The following is a 23,961-nucleotide window of genomic DNA, read 5'->3' as shown; positions in this document are numbered from 1 at the left end:
CTCGGCAGGGGCACTACAGACAACCCATCGGACAGCGCGTCAGCTTCGCGGCTTACGCCGCTCCTACAAATGCAGTTTCTTCACCGCTCAAGCTCCTTTTACAAACAGGTCGCGGTGGAAGAAATAGACTTCCTGCAGCAGGAAACGCCAGCTGGTGTGGAAACTGCGGAAGCGCGTGCTCGGCGTGGACGACGCCAACGCATCAATCCCCAACTCCTTGGACAGACGCAGCGCGCGCGCCATATGCAACGGGTCGCTGACCACGATCACCTTGTGCATGTCGTGCTTGGCCATTACCTGCTTGGCTTCGACCAGATTCTGCCGGGTAGTGCGCGAGCGGGTTTCGATCAGGATGTCATTGCCCGGAATCTTCTGCTTCAGCGCATAGCGCCGCGCCACCTGTGATTCGGAAAAACGCGCACCCGTGCCACCAAAGCCACCGGTAAAAATCAACTTCGGTGCATAGCCCTGCCGGTACAGATCCAGGCCATGGCGGATGCGTTCTTCAAATACCGGCGAAGGCTTGGCGTCATAGGCCGCAGCGCCAAGCACGATGATGGCATCGGCAGGCGCGGCCTGGTCACGGTCACCCACCCAGATGATCCACGCCGCCACGCCCAGCACCCACAACAGCAGCAACACACACAAGCGCCACAACCAGCCCATCAACCCTGTACGCCGAACCGCTGACTTCATGCCTGCACCCAAGGCAAGGCATCCAGATCCACATTGCCACCGGACAACACCAGCCCCACCGTGCGCCCGGCAAAGCACTGCGGCTGGGACAGCACGGCCGCCAGGGTGATCGCCGACGATGGCTCGACGGTCTGCTTCATCACCTGCCAGATCAAACGCATCGCAGCCACGGTATCGGCATCGTCCACGCTGATTACCTGTGCCGCACCGTGCAACAAGGCGAAATTGGGCGCACCCAGCGCGCCGCGCAGGCCGTCGCATAGCGTATCCGGCACGAAGTCGATCAAACGCTCACCCGCCGCCAGCGAACGCGCGGTGTCGGCGGCGCCGGCTGGCTCGGCCAACACCAGCTCGCAGTTCGGCAGCAGCTGCTGCATCGCCAGCAGGGTACCTGCGGCCAAGCCACCGCCGCCTACCGGCACCACCAGTACATCCAGTTGCGTGCCGGCCTGACGGATCAGCTCAAGCACGGCAGTGCCCTGCCCGGCGATGACCCGCGGGTCGGTATAAGGATGAACCAGCGTCGCCCCGGTTTCGCGCTGCACGCGCAGGCACTCGGCTTCACGCGCGGCCTGGGTAGGCGCACAACGCCAGAGGGTGGCCTGGTTGCGTTCGATATTGGCCAACTTGGCCGCCACCGCGCCCTCGGGCACCACCACATGGCAGGGAACCCCGCGCGAGCGCGCCGCCAAGGCCAGTGCGGCACCGTGGTTGCCCGAAGAATGTGTCACCACACCGTGGCTGGCATGCTCCACATCCAGCGACCACACCGCGTTGCAGGCCCCGCGGAACTTGAACGCGCCGCTGCGCTGCAGGTGTTCGGCCTTGAAGTGCAGGCTGGCGCCGGCCAGTGCATCCAGCGTGCGTGAGCGCAGCACCGGGGTGACCGTCGCATGGGCGGCAATCCGCGCCGCTGCTGCCAGAACCTCGGCAAATCCGGGCAAAGGAAGTTCATTCATGGTGAAAGGTTAGCCCAGGCCCCGGGCCTGCGACCATCTCATCTGCGCACACGTTGTATGTTCAGCCATGTAGATGCGAATTAAGGGCCGATTCAACGCCGTGGCCCGAAGCTGGATGCCATACCCACGAGGGGGGGATTTCTGATGATCAAGCGCCTGATTGTTTCCACCGGCCTGCTGTTGGGCCTGTCTGGCTGTGCCACGTACGACTACGTAGGCGGCGGTTCGGGCGGCTATTACCACGGCTCCCCCTCGGTGCAGTACAGCTATCCCTATGGCTACCCGAACAGTGGCTACGGCTACGGCGGTTATGGCTATGGCAGCGGCTACTACGGCTACGGCAACTACGGTTACCCCGTCTACCGGCCCAATTACAACCGTCCCCGCCCGCCGTATCACGGCAATGGCCAGCGTCCGCCCGGTCATGGCAATGGGAATCGGCCGCACCCCGGCGGTGACGGCGATCACAACCATGGTGGCAACCGTCCACGCCCGCCGGGCAACGGTGGCAATGACGGCCGACCGACACGACCGCCACCGCCGGTGAACGGCGGCGGCAACAAGTCGCCGTGGCGCAACCTGGACAATCTGAGCCGGCCGCCGCCACGCGCCAACAACCAGCCGATGCAGCGCGCCCAGCCCATGCAGCAGGCGATGCAGCGGCCTCAACCTGCTGCCCGTCCGGCTATTCAGGCACGGCCGATGCCGGCCCGACAGCCGTCACAAACCCGGCAACCGAACGGCGCCCGTATCCAGGAACGATAAAAAGGTTGCAATTGGCGCAAATGCAGGCATTCTTGGCCCTACGGGTGACCGCTTGCGTCGCATAGTGACCTAAACCGGTCCCGCCCAGACAGTTCAATGTCGATGTCCGTCAGGAAATCTGGATCCCCCCTGTTCCGGCCCTGTCGGACATCGGCGCCTTAAAAGACAAAGCCCCGGCCTAGGCCGGGGCTTTGTCTTTCAACGCTTTCCCGCCAAGGCGGGCCTTGCTGGACTGCAAGGCCGGTAGTCCCCCGACTACCGGCCCCTGCTACCCCAACGTGCGCTTCGGTCGGCCCCTGTTCCAATTCCGACCTTGTTGCGCCTATGTCGCATGCCACGTTGGGTGCAATGTATTAACTGCAGGTTGCGTGCCAACTTTAGGGTCCATGCGTACCTGATTGCGCTTGGCAGTAAAATCACCACATACGCCGTCACATCGTGGGGAAATACCCATCTGACGGACTTCACACTTTCTTGACCGATCTCACGCCCATGAGCGACTCCTTCTACCGTTACGACGTCATCGTCATTGGCGGCGGCCACGCTGGCACCGAAGCAGCCCTGGCTGCAGCGCGTGGCGGCGCCCGCACCCTGCTGCTGACCCACAACGTCGAAACCGTTGGCGCGATGAGCTGCAACCCGGCCATCGGCGGCATCGGCAAGGGTCATCTGGTCAAGGAGATCGATGCGCTGGGCGGGGCCATGGCACATGCCGCCGACCGTGCCGGCATCCAGTGGCGCACGCTCAATGCCTCCAAGGGCCCGGCCGTGCGCGCGACCCGCTGCCAGGCCGACCGCAACCTGTACCGGATGGCGATCCGCGGCATCGTGGAGTCACAGCCGAACCTGACCGTATTCCAGGCCGCCGTCGATGATCTGGTGATCGAGGGCGACGCCGTGCGTGGCGCCATCACCCAGACCGGACTGACCTTCCACGCCGCCGCAGTAGTGCTCACCGCCGGCACCTTCCTCGCAGGCAAGATCCATATCGGCGAAACCCAATACACCGCCGGCCGCATGGGCGACCCGCCGGCGACCACGCTGGCCGCGCGCCTGCGCGAGCGCCCGTTCGTCATCGACCGCCTGAAGACCGGCACCCCGCCGCGCATCGACGGCCGCTCGCTGGATTACAGCGTGATGGACGAGCAGCCCGGCGACGATCCGTTGCCGGTGATGTCCTACCTGGGCGATGTCAGCGAGCATCCGCAGCAGGTCAGCTGCTGGATCACCCATACCAGCGAGCGCACCCACGACATCATCCGTGGCGCCTTGCATCGCTCGCCACTGTACAGCGGCCAGATCGAAGGCATCGGCCCGCGTTACTGCCCGTCGATCGAGGACAAGGTGGTGCGCTTCGCCGAGAAGAACAGCCACCAGATCTTCGTCGAGCCGGAAGGCCTGGACGTGGTGGAGATCTATCCCAACGGCATCTCCACCTCGCTGCCGTTTGACGTGCAGCTGGAACTGGTACGCAGCATCCGAGGTTTCGAGCAGGCGCACATCACCCGCCCCGGCTACGCGATCGAGTACGACTTCTTCGATCCGCGCGGCCTGAAAAACACGCTGGAAACCCGTCAGGTCAACGGCCTGTTCTTCGCCGGCCAGATCAACGGCACCACCGGCTATGAAGAAGCCGGCGCGCAGGGCCTGCTGGCCGGCATCAATGCCGCCTTGTTCGTGCAGGGCAAGGACGGATGGTGCCCGCGTCGCGACGAAGCCTATATCGGCGTGCTGGTTGACGACCTGATCACCCACGGCACCACCGAGCCCTATCGAATGTTCACCAGCCGCGCCGAATACCGGCTGCAGCTGCGCGAAGACAATGCCGACACCCGTCTGACCCCGACCGGCCGCAAGCTGGGCCTGATTGACGACCGCCGCTGGTCGGCGTTTGAAACCAAGCAGGCCGCCGTTGCCAGCGAGAGCGCACGTCTGCGCGGCATCTGGGCAACACCGGGCAATGCACTGGGCCGCGAAGTCGCCGAAACCACCGGCGTGGCAGTCAGCCGCGAAACCAATGTGCTGGACCTGATCAAGCGCCCGGAACTGGATTATGCCAAGCTGATGCAGGTGCCATCACTCGGGCCGGGCGTCGATGATGCCCGCGTGGCCGAGCAGGTGGAGATCAGCGTCAAGTACGCCGGTTACCTGGACCGTCAGCGCGATGAGATCGAGCGTTCGCAGCGGCATGAAAACACCGCGATTGTCGAAGGCTTCGACTTTGCTTCGGTGCGTGGTTTGTCGACCGAAGCATTGCAGAAGCTGGAGCGTGTTCGCCCGCAGACGATTGGTCAGGCGCAGCGTATTCCGGGGATGACGCCTGCGGCGATTTCCTTGCTGCTGGTGCACCTGGAGCGGGCGCGACGCGGCAAGGTGGCGTGAGTTTCTGATTTGGGTTGGTAGTGGCGGGAGCTTAAGGGCGTTACCCCTCCCCAACCCTCCCCTTGGCTGCGCCAAAGGGAGGGGGTAGAAGCGGCGCCCCGCCATCCGAAAGAACACGCGAAACAGCCCCCTCCCTTGCGCCGAAGGCGGAGGGGAGGGTTGGGGAGGGGTGCCGTTCGCGAACAACACAACGTCGACCGCGCAACATCGCTCACATCAATGCATCCCTACTGCATCTGATTTCCAGACAACTCCTCAACCACCGGAAGCCAACCGCGCAAAGCCGCAACCAAGCCGCGCGTTATCATGCGCATCAACGCCTCACCGACATCGAACACCACCATGCCCGCACTGCGCCCCTTCCTGGATAAAACCCCCACCCTCGGTGAACGCGCCTATATCGACGAGGCCTGCACCATCATCGGTGATGTGCAGATTGGCGATGATGCGTCGGTGTGGCCGGGTACGGTGATCCGTGGTGATGTGAACTACGTGCGCATCGGTGCACGCACCAATGTGCAGGACGGCACCATCATCCATGTCAGCCATGACAGCCCCTACAACAAGGGCGGCTACCCGACGCTGATCGGCGAAGGCGTCACCGTCGGCCATGGCTGCATCATCCACGCCTGCACCATCGGTGATTACTGCCTGATCGGCATGGGCGCCTGCATCCTTGATGGTGCGGTGATCGAAGCCAATGCCTTCATCGCTGCTGGCGCGGTGGTTGGGCCGGGCAAGCTGGTGCGCAGCGGCGAGTTGTGGGCGGGCAACCCTGCGCGACTGATGCGCCAGCTCAGCGAGAAAGACATCGAGGGCCTGCGCTACTCAGCCGATCACTACGTCAAGGTCAAGGACCAGTACCGCGGCATGCAGGGCTGACCAGCAGGCATTGTCGGCAGCTGCCTTGCGGGTGCACACTGCCGGCCTTGGCGTGGGGACGCCTTCGAGGGTTTGACATGATGTCGATGAGAATCGTGGCGCAGCGCCTGTTGGCGACTGTGGCACTGCTGTGTGTGGTTTGCTTTGCCGCCTCCGCCCAGGACGCTGCCCCGCAAGAACAGGGCATGAGCGCGGAGCAGTTCGAGCAGTCGCTGCAGTTCCGTAGCGGGCAGATCGAAGTACCCGAGGCACGGGCCCACTTCAACTTGAATGACGAGTTCCGCTATCTGGACAAGGCTGACGCGCGCCGGGTGCTGGAAGACATGTGGGGCAACCCGCCCGATGACAGCGTGCTCGGCATGATCGTGCCGCGCAGCCCGGGTTTGAGCGAGCAGGACAGTTGGGCGGTGGTCGTGACCTGGTCCGACGATGGCTACGTGTCCGACGAAGATGCCAGCAAGATCGACTACGCCGACCTGCTCAAGACCATGCAGGCCGAGACCCGCGACAGCAATCCTGAGCGAGTGAAGGCAGGCTATGGCTCACTCGATCTGGTGGGCTGGGCGGTGCCGCCACGTTATGAGGCAGGCAGCAAGAAGCTCTACTGGGCACGCGAGCTGGCCTTCAACGACCAGCCCGATCACACCCTCAACTACGACATCCGTGTGCTCGGCCGGCATGGCTACCTGAGCTTGAATGCTGTTTCAGGAATGTCGGAACTGGCACTGGTACGTGATGGCATGGACAAGCTGCTGCCGATGGCCGAGTTCGACCAGGGTGCGCGCTACGCCGATCACAACCCCAGTACCGACAAGGTCGCCGCCTATGGCGTGGCAACCTTGATCGGCGGTGGGCTGGCGGCCAAAGCCGGACTATTTGCCAAGCTCGGCCTGCTGCTGGCCAAGTTCTGGAAGCTGCTGTTGATCGGCGTGCTGTTCTTCGGTGCTGCAATCAAGAAGCTGTTCGTGCGTGGTGACGACAACCGTACCGTGCGCTGAAACCCGCCTCGCCCAGCCCATTGCTGTCTGCGGTGGGCTGGGTTTTCAGGCTGCCGCCAGCTAAAGTCAGCTTTCTGATAGGGACGTAGCAGAGACACGAATGCCACAGGCATCCGTCCGGGCCGGACTCCGGGCTTCCATCCGCCGCATGCAGCACCAGCACTTGCTGCTGGAGCTACTGCAATGAACGCAGCGCGGCCGATGCTGGACACCTATCGCGAGGTCATCACACCCGAAGGCGTGCCCCTGCAGCTGCCCGCTGCCGGTCCGGTGCCGCGTGCCCTGGCCTGGTTGATCGACCTGTGCGTGCGCTTTGGCGTGCTGACGGTGATGAGCCCATTGCTGTTCGCGCTGGGCGAGTTCGGTAGCGGCCTTTATCTTGGGCTGATGTTCCTGATGTTCTGGGCCTACCCGATCGTGCTGGAGGTGTGGTTCGGCCGCACCTTGGGCAAGAAGGTGTTGGGCCTGCGCGTGGTCGCCCGCGACGGCGCACCGTTGGGCTGGATGGCGGCGATCGTGCGCAACCTGCTGCGCACCGTCGACGTGCTGCCATTTGGTTACGCGCTGGGCCTGGTCACCTGCCTGTTTGATACGCATGGCCGCCGCCTGGGCGATCTGGTCGCCGGCTCGCTGGTAATCCATACCGTGCCGCGTCCGGCCACGCCGCCAGCACGCATCGATACCGCACTGGCACCACCGCTGCCCTTGCAGCCCAGCGAACAGGCTGCCTTGATCGCCTTCGCCGACCGCGCGCCGGCACTTTCACCAGGCCGTCAACGTGAGCTGGCCGACATTGCCATTGGGCTGAGCCAGGAGCGCGGCCAGGCTGGCGTAGTGCGTTTGTATGCAATGGCCAACTGGTTGCTGGGGCGGCGATGAGACAGGAACAGTTTGTCACCCGCTATCAGCACGAATGGCAGCAGTTCGAGGACTGGCTGCAACGCCGTGGCGAACGCACGCGGAAGCAGCGGCCCAGCATCGACCCCGACGTGCTGGGCGATGAAACCATCCCCCAACGTTACCGTCGCCTCTGCCAGCAGCTGGCCTTGGCGCGCCGCCGTGGCTACAGCCCGCAGCTGGTGGAACAACTGCAGCAGCTGATGCAGCGCGGCCACAACCTGCTGTATCGCACACCGGCACCGCGCTGGCAGCGTGCGCTTGAATTCCTGTTCGCCGACTTCCCAACCACCGTACGCAGCCAGGCAGGCGCAATGTGGGTGGCGTGTGCGCTGTTCGCGATTCCGCTGATCGGCATCTTCGTGCTGCTGCAATACAAGCCTGAGCTGATCCACATGCTGATGGATCCACGCCAGCTGGCGAACATCGAAAAGATGTATGACCCGGCCGCCGACAATCTGGGCCGCGATAGCGGCACCGACTGGGCAATGTTCGGCCACTACATCATGAACAACATCAGCATCGGCCTGCGCACCTTTGCCAGCGGACTATTGGCCGGCATCGGCACCATCCTGGTATTGCTGTTCAACGGCATCACCATTGGTGCGGTGGCCGGGCATCTGCAGCAGATCGGCTCGGGCGATCCGTTCTGGCGCTTTGTGGTCGGCCACGCGCCGTTCGAGCTGACCGCCATTGTGATTGCTGGCGGTGCCGGCCTGCAGCTGGGCCTGCGCCTGCTGGCACCGGGCCGCAAACGTCGCATCGATGCACTGATCGAAGGCGGCGTGATTGGTGCACGGCTGTGCCTGGGCGTTGCCTTCATGCTGCTGGTGGCTGCTTTCATCGAGGCGTTCTGGTCCTCGATCGCATGGGTGCCGATGTGGGGCAAGCTCAGTGTGTCTGCCGTGCTGTGGACGGTAGTGCTGTTGTGGCTGTGGCGCGGCGGACGTGGAGGTGATCATGCGCATTGATCAGCTCGATGTCGCACTGCGTGCGCGTTCGCAGTGGGAAGCGATGGAACTGGGCACCGCCCTGGTCCGCCGTCATGCCGCGGCAATCTGGAAGCCCTGGGTGTTGCTGACGCTGCCGGTGTTTGCGCTGCTCAACCTGCTGGGCTGGTGGCTGGACAACTTCTGGGTGTCCAGTTTCATCCTATGGTGGCTCAAGCCCGCCTTCGAGCGCATCCCGCTGTACGTGATTTCGCGTGGCGCATTTGGTGCCGAACCCACTACCGGCCAGACCCTGCGCGCGCAGTGGAACTGGGGATGGCGCGGTGTCGGCGCCTATCTCGGTTGGCGTCGACTCAGCCCCGCCCGCTCACTGTTGATGCCGGTCGATCTGCTGGAAGGTGGCGACGCCAGCCAGCGACGCGGACGTCGGCATGTACTTGGCGGTGCCGCCTATGGCCACGCCGCGCTGCTTACGTGGGTGTGCTGGCATTTCGAGGCCATGCTGCAATTTGCCGGTGTTGCCCTGTTTTTCATGTTCGTGCCGGTGGAGCTGCTGTCCGAATCACTGCGAGCAACGTGGGAACTGATCGGCCAAGACACCCCCGCATGGGCATGGATAGGCTTCAATCTGCTGGCATGGCTGGCGATGACCTTGATCAGTCCGTTCTACAGCGGCGCCGGTTTTGGCCTCTACCTCAACCGTCGCACCCAGCTGGAAGCCTGGGATGTGGAAATCGCCTTCCGTCGCCTGCGCGAGCGACTGGCCGGCCTGGCGCCGATGCTGGTAGTGCTGCTGGCCGTGTTCGCGCTGCCATCGCTGCAGGCGCTTGCACAGGACAGCGCGGATACGCATAGCGTCAGCAGCCACGGCAACCACAAAGACGCTACCGAAGCAGGAACTGAATCGTCTCCCGCTGCCGCTGCCCCGACCACACCGCAACAACTGTTCGACGCTGCACCAGCCGATACCGCCGGCTTCCGCCAGGCTGCTGCACGTGCCTATGAAGACCCACAACTTGGCGCCAAGCGAAGCGTCACCCGCTGGGTAAAGAAGGCATCGGACAAGAAGCCTGATACCGATGACGACAACGACGAGCGCGATCTCGGCCCGATCCTCGGTGCCATCGCCAAGTTCGCCGCGCTGATCAGCGAAAGCATCCTGTGGATTCTGCTTGCCGTGCTGCTGGTGGTACTCGCGCTGACCGCGCGTTGGTGGCTGCCGTGGTTCCGCGGCGATGGCCGTCGCAGCCGCGACGTGCAGACACCAGCGCTACAGGAAGCGCGGCAGCTGCCGGAAGTGCTGCCGCCGGACATCCTCGGCAGCGCGCGTCGGTTGTGGCGCGAAGGCAAGCCACGGCACGCACTGGCATTGCTGTACCGCGCTTCGGTGGAGGTGCTGGTCGAACGCGGCAATACCGTGTTGCCACCAGGTGCCACGGAAGCGCAATGCCTGCGCGCATCACGCAAGATGCCGCAGGATGCAGACCGCAACCTGTTCGCACGCATGGTACGCATCTGGCAGTACGCCGCTTATGCCGGCCGTCTGCCCAGCGATGAAGAATTCGAAGCACTGATCAAGGAACTGCACCAGCAGTACGGGTGGCCGGCATGAACGCCGCCATGCGTAATACGCTGGTGGTCGTGCTGCTGTTGCTGGCCACATTGGTCGCGTTCTGGTTCGTCCGCAATTACGAGAAAGTCAGCGAAGAAGTCACCCTGCCTGCTTATGGCGAACCGACCTACAACGCGCTGTATGCGCTGCGCGAAGCCCTGATCCGCGACGGCAGCAAGGCCGCAACCCGGCGCCAGCTCGACCTGCCAGCCATGCAGCTGCAGCCCGGCGATACCGTGTTGATGCTGGACGACCCGCGCCTGCTCACCCCAACACAGGTGGAAAGCCTGCTGGACTGGCTGCAATTCGGCGGCCACCTGGTGTTGCAGGCGCCAGACGCCGACGAAGACCTCGATGGCGACGAACAAGGCCTGCTGGAACGTCTTGGCGTGGTCCCCAGTGACGTACCGGCGCGTTGCCAGATCTGGCAGGTCCCCGGCCAGGAATCGCACAACGAGTTCTGCAGGGGCAACCGCTTCACCCTCGCCGGGAAGGCCCGCGCCGAGCGCCGCTGGGCCGATGCAGACGACGATGGCACGCTGGCCTATGCGCGCCTGCGTTACGGCCTGGGCCGGGTGGATGTGCTGGGCGACATGGATTTCCTGCTCAATGGCAGCGGCGAACGCGACACCGGCCTGCGCGACATCCCGCACCGCGACCTGGCCCGGCTGGTGCTGGCACCCAACTACGGCAAGGGCACCACCCACCTGATCTATGCGATGGAGCTGCCATCGCTGTGGAAGACGCTGTTCCAGCGCGGTTGGCCGGTGTGGGTGCCGTTGCTGCTCGCGCTGCTGGCATGGCTGTGGATGCGCTGCCAGCGCTTCGGCGCGTTGCTGCCTTCGCCGCGCGAAGACCGCCGCTCGCTGTTGGAACATGTGCGCGCCAGCGGCGAGCACCTGCACCGCTACCGCAAGTCACCGCTGTTGTACGACGCCGTGCGCCAGGCCTTCCTCACCCGTCTGCGCCGTCGCGCGCCGGTGGCTGCTGCGCTGACTGGCGATGCCCAGGCACAGGCCATCGCCGATCACCTGCAGTGGCCGATCGGCCGTGTGCAGACCGCCCTGCAGATTCCCCCTTCGCAGGACGATATCGCCCTGCGCGACCGTATCCGCTTGCTCATCCAGATGAGAAACCAGCTATGACCGACGAGCTCACTCCGCCCGCCCTCCCCGGCGATGCACCAGCGCCGACGCCTGCTCCTGCGCCGGTCAACACGGACCTGATTGAACGCGTCGAGCGCATCCGCGACGCGGTAGGTCATGCCTTCATTGGCCAGAGCGACGTGCTGGACCAGATCCTGATTGCCTTGCTGGCCGGTGGCCATGTATTGATCGAAGGCGTGCCCGGACTGGGCAAGACGCTGCTGGTCCGCGCCCTGGCACAGGCGCTGGAGCTGGACTACGCACGCGTGCAGTTCACCCCGGACCTGATGCCCAGCGATGTCAGCGGCCACGCCGTCTACGATCCCAAGACCGAGAGCTTCAAGATCCGTCGCGGCCCGGTTTTCACCAACCTGTTGCTGGCCGACGAAATCAACCGCGCCCCGGCCAAGACCCAGTCGGCGCTGCTGGAAGTGATGCAGGAAGGCCAGGTCACCATCGAAGGCAAGGCCTTCGCACTGACTCCGCCGTTCCTGACCATGGCCACGCAGAACCCGGTGGAGCAGGAAGGCACCTATCCGCTACCGGAAGCACAGCTGGACCGCTTCCTGCTGAAGGTGCTGATCGACTACCCACAGCTGGAAGACGAAAAGCAGATGGTGCAGGCCATCACCACCGGCCGCACCGCCAGCGACTTCAACCTCAGCCAGGTACCGCGCGTACTCAGCGGCGCCGATGTGGTGGAACTGCAGAAGGCGGTGGCTGCAATCACCGTTGACCCGCAGGTGATCGATTACGCCGTGCGCATTGTCGCGGCAACCCGCAAGTGGCCGGGCATCGCCCTGGGCGCCGGCCCGCGCGGCAGCATCGCGCTGGTTCGTGCGGCACGCGCACAAGCGGTGCTGTCCGGCCGCGACTTCGTCACCCCGGACGACGTACGTGAGATCGCCAAGCCGGCACTGCGCCACCGCATCGCGCTGGCCCCGGAACTGCAGATCGAAGGCCAATCCGCCGACGACGCCCTGACCGCCCTGCTCGCCAAGGTGGAGGCGCCGCGCAAGTGAGCAACGCGGCAAGAAGCGCCAGCATGCCAAACGAAGCCCTTGCCTTGGACCCTGCACGCCTGGCGCGCCGGAGAGGTGTGGTGAAGCGAGCTGTTGCCGCGGCTTCGGCTGCTGATCTTGCCCCCTCCCTTGCGCGCGCAGCGCGGAGGGGAGGGTTGGGGAGGGGTGCTTCGGTTCTTGTTGTTGCTCGACCTTGCCAAACACCAAATCTCCAGACAACCAGGGCCACGCAGTGAGACCCGCCCCCCTACTGATCACCCTGCTGGTGCTGTGGAGCCTGCTCGGCCTGCCAGTGGCCCTGCACTACCTGCCCATGCAGGCATGGACCATCAGTGCCGCGGCAATTGCCGTGCTCGCCCTGATCGACCTCGTGCTGCTCTGGCGCAAGCCCAGCCCACAGGTACGTCGCGAACTCCCCGACTCCCTCGCCCTGGGCGTCGAGCGTGAAACCTGGCTGCAGCTGGACTCCTACGGCAAACAACGCGTCGACGTATTCGACCTCTTGCCGGATGGCTGGAACAGCGACGGCCTGCCGCGCCGGCTGCTGCTGGGCAAAGCCAGCGAGACCCGTTTCAGCTACCGCTTCACCCCGGCCAACCGCGGCACCTTCGTGTTTGATGGCGTGCACCTGCGCCTGCATTCGCCACTGCGGCTGTGGCGGCAGCAACGCACCTTAGGCACACCGCAGACCGTCCGCGTCTATCCCAACTTCGCCCCGCTCACCCGCTTTGCCCTGCTGAGCGCGGAAATGGCCTCACGTCTGGTAGGTGCACACCTGAAGCGCCGCCGTGGCGAAGGCACCGACTTCCACCAGATGCGCGAGTACCGCGTCGGCGACAGCCTGCGCCAGATCGACTGGAAGGCCACCTCACGCGCACGCAAACTGATCTCGCGGGAGTACCAGGACGAGAAGAACCAGCAGTTGGTGATGCTGATCGACACCGGCCGGCGGATGATGGCCGACGAGGGCGGGTTGTCGCATTTCGACCACGTGCTCAATGCCTCGCTGGTGGTGTCGTACCTCGCATTGCGCCAAGGCGATGGCGTCGGCTTGTTCGCCAGCGGCGGTGACAGTCGATGGGTCGCACCGAAGCGCGGCATGGGCGCGATCGACAGCCTGTTGCGCGCCAGCTATGACCTGCAACCCAAGCCGGTGGCTACCGACTATCTCGCCGCAGCCACCGAATTGTCGCTGCGACAATCGAGGCGCAGCCTGGTGATGCTGGTCACCAACGTCCGCGACGAAGATATCGAAGATCTGCTGGCTGCCGTGCGCCTGCTGCAGAAGCGGCATCTGGTCTGTGTGGCCAGCCTGCGCGAGCGCGAACTGGACCAGGCGCTGACGCGGGATGTGGAAACCGTGCCAGATGCGATACAGGCAGGCGCCATCGCCGCCTACCTGCAGCAGCGCAGTGATGCGCATGAAGCGCTGCGCAGCCACCGGGTGATGGTGCTGGACGTCACCGCTGAGGAATTGCCGGCAGCCTTGGTTGAACGCTACCTCGCAGTAAAGCGCGACGGCCTGTTGTAACCGGCTTCGCGGATGACACCGCTCCCACAAAAGCCGTGTCATGTAGTGCCGAGCCATGCGCGGCTGGCGCGCCCCCGGTAAAGCCTCAGCCGAGTAGGGCTCGGCTCTACAGTGGCATTCAGGCCCAACAGCCGCTTACAGATAAATCCTGGTCGTGCCCTGCGGCGCATCATCAATGATGGCGTGCGGCAGGAAACGGGCGCTGTCGCGGGTAATGTGGCTGTTGTCTTCGCGGATGCCAACGCCGCAGGCACGGTCGCCGACGATCCAGCTACCCACCAACGGGTAGTTGCCGTCAAACACCGGCAGCGCATGGAATGCCTGACGGATGCTCGGCCCGTTGTACGGCCCTTCGCTCTCCTGCCAGCTGCCGTCGCTCATGTGCATGGCCACATTGGCGCCTTCGCGCGAATGCAGCGGCTTGCGCACCCAGCCGGCCGGCAAGGCACTGCCATCGTCGAAGTAGGACTCCAGCAGATTCGGGTGGCCTCGATGGCGCTCCCACAACAACGGCAGGATGCCCTTGTTGCTCAACACAGCCTTCCACGCCGGCTCCAGCAACTGCACGCCCGAACGCGGCAAGGCCGCGCCGAACTCTTCGCGCATCAGGTCCTCCAACGGGTACAGCTTGAACAGGCTGCCGATCACCACGTCATCCAGATCGGTGAAGCGGCCGTCAGCCGACAAGCCGATATCCTCGATGGCAATCGCCGCCGCGTGCAAGCCGGCCTGCGCCGCGCAATCGCGCAGGTAGGCCACCGTGCCCTGGTCCTCCTCGGACTCCCCCACCGCGCTGAAATACAGCGGCGGCGGCAGGCGCGAGGTCAGTTCGGCGAAGCGCTCCACCAAGGTCTCGTGGATGGAGTTGAACTGGTCGGCCTGCTGCGGCAACGCGCCACGGTTACGCTGGTCTTCCAGCCACTGCCATTGGAAGAACGATGCTTCGTACAGCGAGGTGGGCGTGTCGTAGTTCAGCTCGTACAACTTGGCTGGACCGTTGCCGTCGTAGGCGAAATCCAGACGACCGTATAGATGGGGATCACGGCGACGCCAGCTTTCGGCGATCCAATCGCGGAACGCTTCGGGGATGGCCAGCTGCGCCATCAGCGCATCGCTGCCCACAACGTCGCCCACCAGATCCATTGCCATCGCATGCAGCTCGGCGCTGGGATCTTCGATATCGTTCTCGATCTGGCGCAGGGTAAACGCGTAGTACGCGCTTTCATCCCAATACGGCGCACCGTCGATGGTGTGGAAGCGGAAGCCCGCCTCCGCAGCACGGGCCTTCCAGTTGCCGCGTTCGGCAATTGCAACGCGCTTCACTGCATCAACCGCCGACGCTGCTGCGGCCGCCGCTACGCGCACCAAAACCACCACGGCTGGCAGTTACGGCGCGGTTCGGGGTGGCGTTGACCGGCGCCAGGCCAGCCTTGCCTGCACCAATGCCGCTGCCAGTGTTCAAACCGCCACTGCCGCCCGGTGCGGGCTTGGCCCAACCATTGGCCTTGTCCTTGAACGCAGGCTGCGATGCCGGCGGTGCGGCCACGGCGCCACGGCTGCCGTTGAGCATCTGCGACATGAAGAAGCCCATCATCATCGGACCGATGAACGAGGTGCCAGCGCTGGTCTGCTGCTGCACGCACTGCTCGGCCGGGTATTCCTTGGCGCACTCTTCCTTGCTGGCGTACTTGGGCGCGGCATCGGCCGACTGCTTCTGCGCAGTGGCAAACGCCTCGCGGCAGCTGGACGGATCGCCGGTCGCTTCGCTGCAGGCTTCCACCGAGGTGTACAGCCCTTCCTGCGTCTGCACGGCCTCATCCTTCTGGCAGGCGGTCAGCAGCAGCGGCACGGCGCTCATCAGCACCAGTGCGGTGGCCTTGGATCGCTTCATGGTCGGTTCCCCGTCAATTTGATTCCCAATAATGCCCGATGAAGGCCGCAAGGCGGAAACCGGAAAACTCCTGAAACTGAATCGGATTTCAGCTGATGCTTGGAAATGCTTGGGGTGGCTGGGGTTTGGGCTTTTTTCTGCTTGCTTCGCAATTCACCGCGTGGGCGCTGGTGGTGTGTTGGAAGAGCCAAAGGCGAAGGCCCCCCCAACCCTCCCCTGCGCTACGCGCAAGGGAGGGGGCTGTTTGCTGCGATCGTTCAGGCCGCGAGCGCGCCGCCTTTACCCCCTCCCTTGCGCGTAGCGCAGGGGAGGGTTGGGGAGGGGTGCTTTTTGGCTTTGGCTTTGGCTTTCGCTTCGCCTGACCCCGCCCTTCCCACCAGCCCCACCAACCAACAATCAACCTGCCACCCAACCGCCCCACTCCACCCCACAACCACCGCAATCCGATGGTTGCAGCTGCAACCGGGAACTTGATGCAGAATCAATCGCACTGCACTTCTGCCAGCCCGTTCCAGCTCGCCCCCATGCCCGAATACCGCTCTAAAACTTCTACCGCTGGCCGCAACATGGCCGGCGCCCGCGCCCTGTGGCGTGCCACCGGCATGACTGATGGCGACTTCCACAAACCCATCGTCGCGGTGGTCAATTCCTTCACCCAGTTCGTGCCTGGCCACGTGCACCTGAAGGACCTTGGCCAGCTCGTGGCGCGCGAGATCGAAGCCGCCGGCGGCGTGGCCAAGGAGTTCAACACCATCGCCGTGGACGACGGCATCGCGATGGGCCATGACGGCATGCTGTATTCGCTGCCCAGCCGCGAGATCATCGCCGACTCGGTCGAATACATGGCCAATGCCCACTGCGCCGATGCACTGGTGTGCATCTCCAACTGCGACAAAATCACCCCCGGCATGTTGATGGCCGCACTGCGCCTGAACATTCCCGCGGTGTTTGTCTCCGGTGGCCCGATGGAGGCCGGCAAGACCAAGCTGGCCGACCATAAACTCGACCTGATCGACGCGATGGTTGCTGCTGGCGATGACAAGGTCAGCGACGAGCAGGTGGCCGCGATCGAACGTAGCGCCTGCCCAACCTGTGGTTCCTGCTCGGGCATGTTCACCGCCAATTCGATGAACTGCCTGACCGAGGCACTGGGCCTGTCCTTGCCTGGCAACGGCACCGTGGTGGCCACGCACAGCGACCGCGAGGCGCTGTTCAAGCGCGCCGGTCGCCTGATCGTCGAGCTCTGCCATCGCTGGTACGGCGGCGAGGAGGCTAACGTGCTGCCGCGCGGCATCGCAACGTTCGAAGCGTTTGAAAATGCGATGACGCTGGATATCGCCATGGGCGGTTCCACCAACACCATCCTGCACCTGCTGGCCGCCGCACAGGAGGCCGAAGTGACCTTCGACCAGCGCGATATCGATCGCCTGTCGCGGCGTGTGCCACAGCTGTGCAAAGTGGCGCCGAACACGCAGAAGTACCACATCGAAGACGTGCACCGCGCTGGTGGCATCATGGCCATCCTCGGCGAGCTGGCACGCGGTGGCCTGCTGCATACCGATGCCTCCACCGTGCATAGCCGCACGCTCGGCGATGCGATCGCGCAATGGGATGTCACCCAGACCCAGGACCAGGCCGTCCATCAGTTCTACAAGGCTGGTCCTGCAGGTATCCCTACGCAGGTGGCTTTCAGCCAATCCACGCGTTGGCCGTCGCTGGATGTGGACCGTGCCGAAGGCTGCATTCGTGACGTTGCCCATGCGTTCTCCAGCGAAGGCGGCTTGGCGGTGCTGTACGGCAATCTCGCCGCCGATGGCTGCGTGGTGAAGACCGCCGGCGTGGACGAATCCATCCATGTGTTCGAAGGCAATGCCCGCGTCTATGAAAGCCAGGACGCCGCAGTGAAAGGCATCCTCGGCAACGAAGTGCAGGCCGGCGACGTGGTGGTGATCCGCTACGAGGGACCAAAGGGTGGCCCGGGCATGCAGGAAATGCTCTACCCCACCAGTTACCTCAAGTCCAAGGGCATGGGCAAAGCCTGCGCCCTGCTCACCGATGGCCGCTTCTCCGGCGGCACCTCCGGATTGAGCATCGGCCACTGCTCACCCGAAGCCGCAGGCGGCGGTGCCATCGGCCTGGTCCGTGACGGCGACCGCATCCTGATCGACATCCCACAGCGTGGCATCAACCTGCTGGTGGATGATGCCGAACTGGCACGCCGCCGCCGCGAGCAGGATGCCATGGGCTGGAAGCCAGCCGAAGCACGCCCGCGCAAGGTCACCACAGCGTTGAAGGCATATGCCCTGCTCGCTACCAGTGCCGACAAGGGCGCCGTGCGCGACAAGGCGCTGCTGGAGGGCTGATCACTGCCTTTAAACCGGGAGTGGCGGCACTCCCGGTAGCCGGTCCAAGGGGCTAAGCAGACCGCCTGCACCACGCCCGAGAACGTGCGTGTAGATCTGGGTGGTAGTGACATCCTTGTGCCCAAGCAGTTCCTGCACAGTGCGGATGTCATGCCCGGCCTCCAATAGATGCGTCGCAAAGGAGTGCCGCAAGGAATGGCAGGTTGCGGGCTTTGTGATGCCTGCAAGGGCCCGTGCCATTTTCACCGCTTGCTGCAATGGTTCTTCGCTGACGTGATGCCGCCCGATTGTCCTGGTTCGAGGATCAGTAGACAGTCGAGTAGAGGGGAACAGGTATTGCCAACCCGGTTCTGCGTTTGCATTCGGATACTTGCGTGCCAACGCATACGGCAACTGTACCCGCCCCTTTCCTTCATCGAGATCCTTGCGGTGTATCCGCAGCGCCCGCTCGCGTTGCCGTAGCAGGCGCTCACAGAGCGAGATGGGCAGCGGCACGCGTCGGCCCTTGTTGCCCTTGCCACTACGTACACATATCTCGTTGCGTGCGAAATCCACGTCTTTGATGCGAAGCCGAACGCACTCCATCAAGCGCATGCCGGTGCCGTACAGCAGTTGCGCCATCATCCCCGTTTGCCCCTCAGGAATGGCTTGCAGCAGACGCGCAACCTCGTCCGGTGACAGAACAACCGGAAGACGACGCGGTTGCTTGGCGCGCACCACCTGATCCAAGCGCGGCAGCTCCATGTCCAGCACCTCGCGATAGAGAAACAACAATGCCGACAACGCTTGGTTCTGGGTAGAAGCCGACACGTGCCTCACCGTCGCCAGCCGGGTCAGAAAGTCCCCTACTTCAAACACACCAAGCTCCTGCGGATGGCGTTTGCCATTGGCAAGGATGAAGCGCCGTATCCAGCCAACGTAAGCCTGCTCGGTACGCAAGCTGTAATGCCGGACCCGGATATGCTCCCTGACCCGATCCAGCAGTCGTTGGGGTTTAGCCGCTTTTACGCCTGCTGAGACAGGGGTGTATTCCATATGACGGCTTCCGGGCGGCAATAAAGTTGGAGCTTGATATGGCGATGCGGGCTGGAGAATCTCGTAATTCGTTGTTTCTTTGTGAGAATTTTCCGGTTCAAAACCGAAGCGGAAGTGGGCATACTCGGTTTTACACCGCTTTTAGGCGGTCTACTAAGAGTTAGGCCTCTAGATGAGCGACGACACAAGCAAATACCTAGCTGGTCTCGATCTGTCTCGACTTCCGGACCATGCAGGCCCGGTACTAATCGCGCTTGGTCAGTTCAATAGCGGCGAGTCAGTTACCTCCAGCTGTCCCAGATGTGGCGCGCCAATTTCAGTAGAGGCCCGAGGCAATCCCCCCTGTGCGTGGGTACACTCCTGTCCTTGCGGCACATGCAGTGGATCATTTCGTGGGCTCTAGCATTGCCAAAGGCCTGCAGCCACGCTGTTCTGCTGCGAGGCCTAACGGTTCATTCAAGCCGAACTCGCTTCGCGAGTCGGCTTAATTCCAGAGTTAGGCGCCATGGATCGAAGTTCGCCAATGTCAGAAGGAAGAGCATGAACTTCGCGGTCTTCCTGATGGGAGAGAATTTCCTGATTAACGGGCAGCCAGCCTTGCAGGGCTTCTTTATCACCAAAGGTATCGAGGCGATAAACGAGGAGGCGGCTGCGGCGCAAGCAGTTGACGCTGTAAGAGCGGATCCTCTTTTTTTTGGCACAGCCTCTAGTATCGTCGCGGCGCCATCAACCATCACCGTCAAAGTCGTCCACCAGCTCCCGCATCTCATGTCAGACACTGACTATCTGTTCTTCCCAATGGAAGAGCCATGAGCTTTCGTACTTCAGCCGGCTTGGCGCCTAACAGTTCATTCAAGCCGAACCCGCTTCGCGGGTCGGCTTAATTCCAGAGTTAGGCCGCATGAAAAAGCTCCTCGCAAACTTGGCCATAGTCTTAGGCACAGTTGTCGCGGGCTTTGCTCTCATTGCCATTCTTGGGTTACTTCCGGTAGACCTCATGCTACTCGCTGACACCCATACCAACTCCAACTACTGGTGCGCTACCCCGACTGCATCGCAGAATTTCGCCTATCTACAATATGCTCTACTGCTCGGCGGCTTCATGCTATTCATTACAGGTGTAGTTCTTCGTCAAAGGCCACCCGGCAATGCGGCCTAACAGTTCATTCAAGCCGAACCCGCTGCGCGGGTCGGCTTAATTCCGGAGTTAGGCGTCATGGAAAATTCCAAGATTCACAAAATCTGGGCCGATCTCGTATGCGGAGATCATCACTGCTGCTTTTGTGGAACATGGATAGAGCAGGACCTGCAACCAATCGTGTTGCCGCTCGCTGGAGACGCGACTCAAGCCCTCAGCGCTCACGGCTCTTGCTTAAAGCAGCGCCTTGATAAAGCTGTTCCGTATCTTTCTCCCAGCGAGGCGTGCGAGTGATGACGCCTAACAGTTCATTCAAGCCGAACTCGCTTCGCGAGTCGGCTTAATTCCGGAGTTAGGCGGCGGTGCGCTGGGTTGGCTGGCCCTTCTTCTTTCGGCAGCAGTATCAGCAATTCACCGGTCGGCTCCGGGTAACAGTTCCAACGGTTCCTGGCAGCGGCAAGCCTGCCACTTCGCCTTACGCCTCATTACTCTGCCGCAATCATTTCATCGCACTCCGGCGGCAGCGCTCGGCAAGGCTTCCCGGGCAAGCTCCATCCCACGAGCTGTGGCATGATCGGTTTGCGTTGGGTGGCACAAGCAAGGCAGCATTGGCCCGGGGAGCGGCAAGGGCCACAGCCGCCTAACAGTTCATTCAAGCCGACGCCGCTTCGCAGCGCGGCTTAATTTCAGAGTTAGGCGGCGGTGTTTTGGTTGGCTGGCCCTTCTTCTTTCGGCGGCAACATCGGCAAGTCACCGGTCGACTCCGGGCAGCAGCGCCAACTGCTCCTGGCATCGGCAAGCTCGCCACTTCGACTTACGCTTCACTGCCCCAGCGCAATCATTTCTTCAAACTTCGGCGGCAACGCGCGGCAAGGTTTCCCGGGCAAGCTCCATCCCGCAGGCTGTGGCATGATCGGCTCACGTTTGGTTGTATAAGCAGGGCAGCGTTGGCCATGGGTTATGCAATTGGCTGCGGCCGCCTAACGGTTCATTCAAGCCGAACCCGCTTCGCGGGTCGGCTTAATTCCAGAGTTAGGCCCCTAGAAAATGCTCATGACAGGTCAAGTCCAGCAACTACGCGAACTGATCGAGCACCGCCTTGTAGAGGCATCAAGTGTGTCCCTAGTGGATGTCCTTGCGGCTTTCGATCACCAGAACCATTGCTTGCCCACCACGTGGCGCTGGAATCAAGCAATCGCAGAGGTAACAGAGCCTTTGGTCTTGTCCGCTGACGGGACCCATGTAGAGCTCTCTACCGGGCCCAAGCTTGCCAAGCTATCGGACTCAGACGTTTCCCGTGTTGTTGCGCTGTACCTGAGGGCTATTCAGCCTAAACAGCCGGGGTACGGGGCCTAACAGTTCATTCAAGCCGAACCCGCTTCGCGGGTCGGCTTAATTCCAGAGTTAGGCCTGCCCTATGTATATCGAGCGCGTCCGTCAAGTCGATTCAAGCGAATCCAACGAGTCCGGCCTGTACGACTACTACTACGAGTACGACACCTACCGATTCACCGAGGGTACGGTTTGTTTCGTCGTCCGCAGCTACACCGATGAACCAGATGAGGCACACTTCCTTAGAGTCGAGGAAAGCGGAAACCGGCGCGCCTTAACCAGTGGCGATCTTTCACACCCTCTTTTCCACATGGCGCATGATCACCTACGCGGTGAGGGCAAGGTGCGTATCCGGTGGCTGAGTGGCAAAGGAAACGGATATGAATCGCTGTAAGCAGGCTAGCAACACGAGGCCTAACAGTTCATTCAAGCCGAACTCGCTTCGCGAGTCGGCTTAATTCCAGGGTTAGGCGGCGGTGGGCTCGGTTGGCTGGCCTTTCTTCTTTCGGCAGCAACATCAGCAATTCACCGGTCGGCTCCGGGTAGCAGTTCCAACTGTTCCTGGCATCGGCAAGTTCGCCACTTCGTCTTACACTTCACCGCCCTGCCGCAATCATTTCATCGCACTTCGGCCACAACGCTCGGCAAGGCTCCCGGGCAGGCTCCGTCCCGCTGGCTGTGGCATGATCGGCTCGCGTTGGGTTGTACAAGCAGGGCAGCGTTGGCCATGGGTTATGCAATTGGCTGCAGCCGCCTAACGGTTCATTCAAGCCGAACTCGCTGCGCGAGTCGGCTTAATTCCAGAGTTAGGCCTCATGTCAGATGACCAGCAAATCGATCTAGAGAAGCGCCTTCTAGCTGCTGCCTTGTTCAACCTGCGGGTTCTTCTTGCAAGTCACATCGACCCCGAGGAGCAAAGCCCAGCGAGTGATGCCGCATGGCTTGCTTACTCTCTTCACAATCAAGCGCTCTCGGTGCTTGATGGGCAAGCATTCGATGTAACGCAGGCACTACAAGCAGTAGAGCGACTCGAACCAAGGCTTGGGACCGCCTATGTGCAGCAATTTCGGCAAGCCGTTCTCAATGAGGCCTAACAGTTCATTCAAGCCGAACTCGCTTCGCGAGTCGGCTTAATTCCAGAGTTAGGCGGCTAGGGGAGTTTCATGAGGATCACAATCCTGTGTATCGGGATCGTCCAATTGGCCGCAGGCATACTGCAGCTATGGTTCGTCCTGTGGGCCGGAGAGGCCTCACTTCATCTCGGATCACCCATCCGTAACCGCGGCGACATCTCTCTTTGGATTGCCGATCAATCGCAACAATCCGCAGCATCCTATCTACATGAGGCGACGCTTCAAGTTATCGACACATTGCGATTGAGCCTCGACGTTCATTTGCTTTTCGGCGCACTTCTCCTTGCGCTCGGCTGTGCAACGCTCTGCATCTACTTTCTTAGCGCTCAGCGCCTGCGTCCCGGGGCGCCGCCTAACAATTCATTCAAGCCGAACCCGCTTCGCGGGTCGGCTTAATTCCAGAGTTAGGGCCTACGTCATGCAATTCGTGAAGCTTGGTGAATTCCTCGCAGCAACTCATATATCAGGAATCACCCACAACCTCCTTAAGATTCGTCTGACCGATTCCGACCAAGAGGCTATGGTCAGCTGCGAGCGCCTGCCCGCAACAGGCGGATGCCGGCACAGACCCATTGATGAGCAGGCTCTAATCGAGTTCGTCCTGAGCGGCGTTAAACAAGCCAACGAAAAGCTTGGCACGTCCTATAGAGTGACCCATATTCAATACGTTGAGAATGACACTCCGCCAGAATCAAAGTACGGTTACCTAGCTGCCAGAATCGTGGAACACCTCCATGCAGGTGAAGCATGGGCTATCGGCAGACCCTAACAGTTCATTCAAGCCGACGCCACTGCGCGGCGCGGCTTAATTCCAGAGTTAGCAGTCATGATAGATCGAAGTTGGCCTAGCCAAGTGCGGGAAGCGCTAGGCCATGATGTCAAGTTGTTCCCCGACCTCTACATCGACATATATGCTTCGACCTGGCTTGCCAGCCACGTGCGCCTGGTGGAGTTGGCACTCTCTCAGCCAACAACAGATTTGGCCTTGCTGTTTTTTGTTGCGTCGCGAAGAATCGGAAGCTGTAAGACATGGCAGGAGTGGATTGCGGCGACTGCTTCTAGTCCCATGAATCGTATTGAGCTTCAAGCACTTGTTGATCATGCGATCTCTGACATTGCAGTGGAGTTCCCAGGATTTCCTAGACAGAGCTAGCCTCTGTTGGGGGTAGCATTGGGAGACAGTCATGTCTGCAGGCAAGATCACCAGCAAGACCCGGCAAGCCTACAAAT

General features: G+C 62.3%; 23 protein-coding genes. 18 read left to right on the top strand and 5 right to left on the bottom strand.

Annotation, left to right across the window (positions count from 1 at the left end):
• Window positions 1-87 precede the first annotated feature (87 nt).
• Together ACVOLS_RS04330 and ACVOLS_RS04325 are read right to left on the bottom strand one after the other, a co-directional pair.
• Window positions 88-696 carry a YdcF family protein gene (locus ACVOLS_RS04330; RefSeq protein WP_481544615.1) on the bottom strand — a complete coding sequence of 203 codons (609 nt, stop codon included), beginning with the start codon at window positions 694-696 and terminating at the stop codon, window positions 88-90.
• Window positions 693-1,655 (bottom strand): pyridoxal-phosphate dependent enzyme, encoded by a 963-nt coding sequence (locus tag ACVOLS_RS04325; protein ID WP_481544614.1) that lies wholly within the window; start codon window positions 1,653-1,655, stop codon window positions 693-695. The genes ACVOLS_RS04330 and ACVOLS_RS04325 overlap by 4 nt, the downstream gene beginning before the upstream one ends.
• 144 nt (window positions 1,656-1,799) lie before the next feature.
• Here ACVOLS_RS04325 and ACVOLS_RS04320 point away from each other — a divergent pair, with 144 nt between their 5' ends.
• The 10 genes from ACVOLS_RS04320 to ACVOLS_RS04275 all read left to right on the top strand — a co-directional run bounded on the left by ACVOLS_RS04320 (window position 1,800) and on the right by ACVOLS_RS04275 (window position 13,839).
• A complete protein-coding gene (locus ACVOLS_RS04320; RefSeq protein ID WP_481544613.1) occupies window positions 1,800-2,420 on the top strand; it encodes a hypothetical protein in 621 nt (206 codons plus the stop codon).
• Window positions 2,421-2,912: 492 nt separating this feature from the next.
• The gene (gene mnmG / locus ACVOLS_RS04315) at window positions 2,913-4,802 is read left to right on the top strand and encodes a tRNA uridine-5-carboxymethylaminomethyl(34) synthesis enzyme MnmG (protein ID WP_481544612.1); all 1,890 of its coding nucleotides are present in this window, start codon (window positions 2,913-2,915) and stop codon (window positions 4,800-4,802) included.
• A gap of 342 nt (window positions 4,803-5,144) precedes the next feature.
• Window positions 5,145-5,684, top strand: coding sequence for a gamma carbonic anhydrase family protein (locus ACVOLS_RS04310; protein WP_481544690.1), 540 nt, complete (start codon window positions 5,145-5,147; stop codon window positions 5,682-5,684).
• A gap of 80 nt (window positions 5,685-5,764) precedes the next feature.
• The gene (locus tag ACVOLS_RS04305) at window positions 5,765-6,682 is read left to right on the top strand and encodes a DUF2167 domain-containing protein (protein ID WP_481544611.1); all 918 of its coding nucleotides are present in this window, start codon (window positions 5,765-5,767) and stop codon (window positions 6,680-6,682) included.
• 183 nt (window positions 6,683-6,865) lie between these two features.
• The gene (locus ACVOLS_RS04300; protein ID WP_481544610.1) at window positions 6,866-7,561 is read left to right on the top strand and encodes an RDD family protein; all 696 of its coding nucleotides are present in this window, start codon (window positions 6,866-6,868) and stop codon (window positions 7,559-7,561) included.
• Window positions 7,558-8,550, top strand: a complete 993-nt coding sequence (locus ACVOLS_RS04295; protein ID WP_481544609.1) for a stage II sporulation protein M — start codon at window positions 7,558-7,560, stop codon at window positions 8,548-8,550. Before ACVOLS_RS04300 ends, ACVOLS_RS04295 begins: the two co-directional genes overlap by 4 nt.
• On the top strand, window positions 8,540-10,141 hold the full coding sequence (locus ACVOLS_RS04290; protein ID WP_481544608.1) for a DUF4129 domain-containing protein: 1,602 nt from the start codon (window positions 8,540-8,542) through the stop codon (window positions 10,139-10,141). Before ACVOLS_RS04295 ends, ACVOLS_RS04290 begins: the two co-directional genes overlap by 11 nt.
• Window positions 10,138-11,286, top strand: coding sequence for a DUF4350 domain-containing protein (locus ACVOLS_RS04285; RefSeq protein ID WP_481544607.1), 1,149 nt, complete (start codon window positions 10,138-10,140; stop codon window positions 11,284-11,286). Before ACVOLS_RS04290 ends, ACVOLS_RS04285 begins: the two co-directional genes overlap by 4 nt.
• Window positions 11,283-12,308, top strand: coding sequence for an AAA family ATPase (locus tag ACVOLS_RS04280; protein ID WP_481544606.1), 1,026 nt, complete (start codon window positions 11,283-11,285; stop codon window positions 12,306-12,308). Before ACVOLS_RS04285 ends, ACVOLS_RS04280 begins: the two co-directional genes overlap by 4 nt.
• Window positions 12,309-12,540: 232 nt before the next feature.
• A complete protein-coding gene (locus ACVOLS_RS04275) occupies window positions 12,541-13,839 on the top strand; it encodes a DUF58 domain-containing protein (protein ID WP_481544605.1) in 1,299 nt (432 codons plus the stop codon).
• A gap of 135 nt (window positions 13,840-13,974) precedes the next feature.
• Here ACVOLS_RS04275 and ACVOLS_RS04270 read toward each other — a convergent pair whose 3' ends face one another.
• Together ACVOLS_RS04270 and ACVOLS_RS04265 are read right to left on the bottom strand one after the other, a co-directional pair.
• The gene (locus ACVOLS_RS04270) at window positions 13,975-15,162 is read right to left on the bottom strand and encodes a glutathionylspermidine synthase family protein (RefSeq protein ID WP_481544604.1); all 1,188 of its coding nucleotides are present in this window, start codon (window positions 15,160-15,162) and stop codon (window positions 13,975-13,977) included.
• 4 nt (window positions 15,163-15,166) lie between these two features.
• Window positions 15,167-15,730: a DUF1190 domain-containing protein gene (locus tag ACVOLS_RS04265; protein ID WP_481544603.1), complete on the bottom strand. Its 564-nt coding sequence runs from the start codon at window positions 15,728-15,730 to the stop codon at window positions 15,167-15,169.
• A gap of 524 nt (window positions 15,731-16,254) precedes the next feature.
• Here ACVOLS_RS04265 and ilvD point away from each other — a divergent pair.
• A complete protein-coding gene (gene ilvD / locus ACVOLS_RS04260; RefSeq protein WP_481544689.1) occupies window positions 16,255-18,093 on the top strand; it encodes a dihydroxy-acid dehydratase in 1,839 nt (612 codons plus the stop codon).
• A 9-nt stretch (window positions 18,094-18,102) separates the two neighbouring features.
• Here ilvD and ACVOLS_RS04255 read toward each other — a convergent pair whose 3' ends face one another.
• Window positions 18,103-19,128 (bottom strand): integron integrase, encoded by a 1,026-nt coding sequence (locus ACVOLS_RS04255; RefSeq protein ID WP_481544602.1) that lies wholly within the window; start codon window positions 19,126-19,128, stop codon window positions 18,103-18,105.
• Between the two features lie 540 nt (window positions 19,129-19,668).
• Between ACVOLS_RS04255 and ACVOLS_RS04250 the strand changes: the two genes are divergently transcribed.
• The 7 genes from ACVOLS_RS04250 (at window position 19,669) to ACVOLS_RS04220 (ending at window position 23,500) form a co-directional block, all read left to right on the top strand.
• Window positions 19,669-19,941 carry a hypothetical protein gene (locus tag ACVOLS_RS04250; protein WP_481544601.1) on the top strand — a complete coding sequence of 91 codons (273 nt, stop codon included), beginning with the start codon at window positions 19,669-19,671 and terminating at the stop codon, window positions 19,939-19,941.
• 88 nt (window positions 19,942-20,029) lie between these two features.
• Window positions 20,030-20,287: a hypothetical protein gene (locus ACVOLS_RS04245; protein WP_481544600.1), complete on the top strand. Its 258-nt coding sequence runs from the start codon at window positions 20,030-20,032 to the stop codon at window positions 20,285-20,287.
• 57 nt (window positions 20,288-20,344) lie between these two features.
• Window positions 20,345-20,560 (top strand): hypothetical protein, encoded by a 216-nt coding sequence (locus ACVOLS_RS04240; protein ID WP_481544599.1) that lies wholly within the window; start codon window positions 20,345-20,347, stop codon window positions 20,558-20,560.
• A 1,123-nt stretch (window positions 20,561-21,683) separates the two neighbouring features.
• A complete protein-coding gene (locus tag ACVOLS_RS04235; protein WP_481544598.1) occupies window positions 21,684-21,992 on the top strand; it encodes a hypothetical protein in 309 nt (102 codons plus the stop codon).
• A gap of 421 nt (window positions 21,993-22,413) precedes the next feature.
• Window positions 22,414-22,692: a hypothetical protein gene (locus ACVOLS_RS04230; protein ID WP_481544597.1), complete on the top strand. Its 279-nt coding sequence runs from the start codon at window positions 22,414-22,416 to the stop codon at window positions 22,690-22,692.
• A 69-nt stretch (window positions 22,693-22,761) separates the two neighbouring features.
• Entirely contained in the window at window positions 22,762-23,127 is a 366-nt protein-coding gene (locus ACVOLS_RS04225) for a hypothetical protein (RefSeq protein ID WP_481544596.1), read from the top strand.
• 22 nt (window positions 23,128-23,149) lie between these two features.
• Window positions 23,150-23,500: a hypothetical protein gene (locus ACVOLS_RS04220; RefSeq protein WP_481544595.1), complete on the top strand. Its 351-nt coding sequence runs from the start codon at window positions 23,150-23,152 to the stop codon at window positions 23,498-23,500.
• Window positions 23,501-23,961 lie beyond the last annotated feature (461 nt).

This window comes from Stenotrophomonas sp. STEN038, from assembly GCF_056759895.1.
This window is presented reverse-complemented; position numbering and strand designations above follow the sequence as displayed.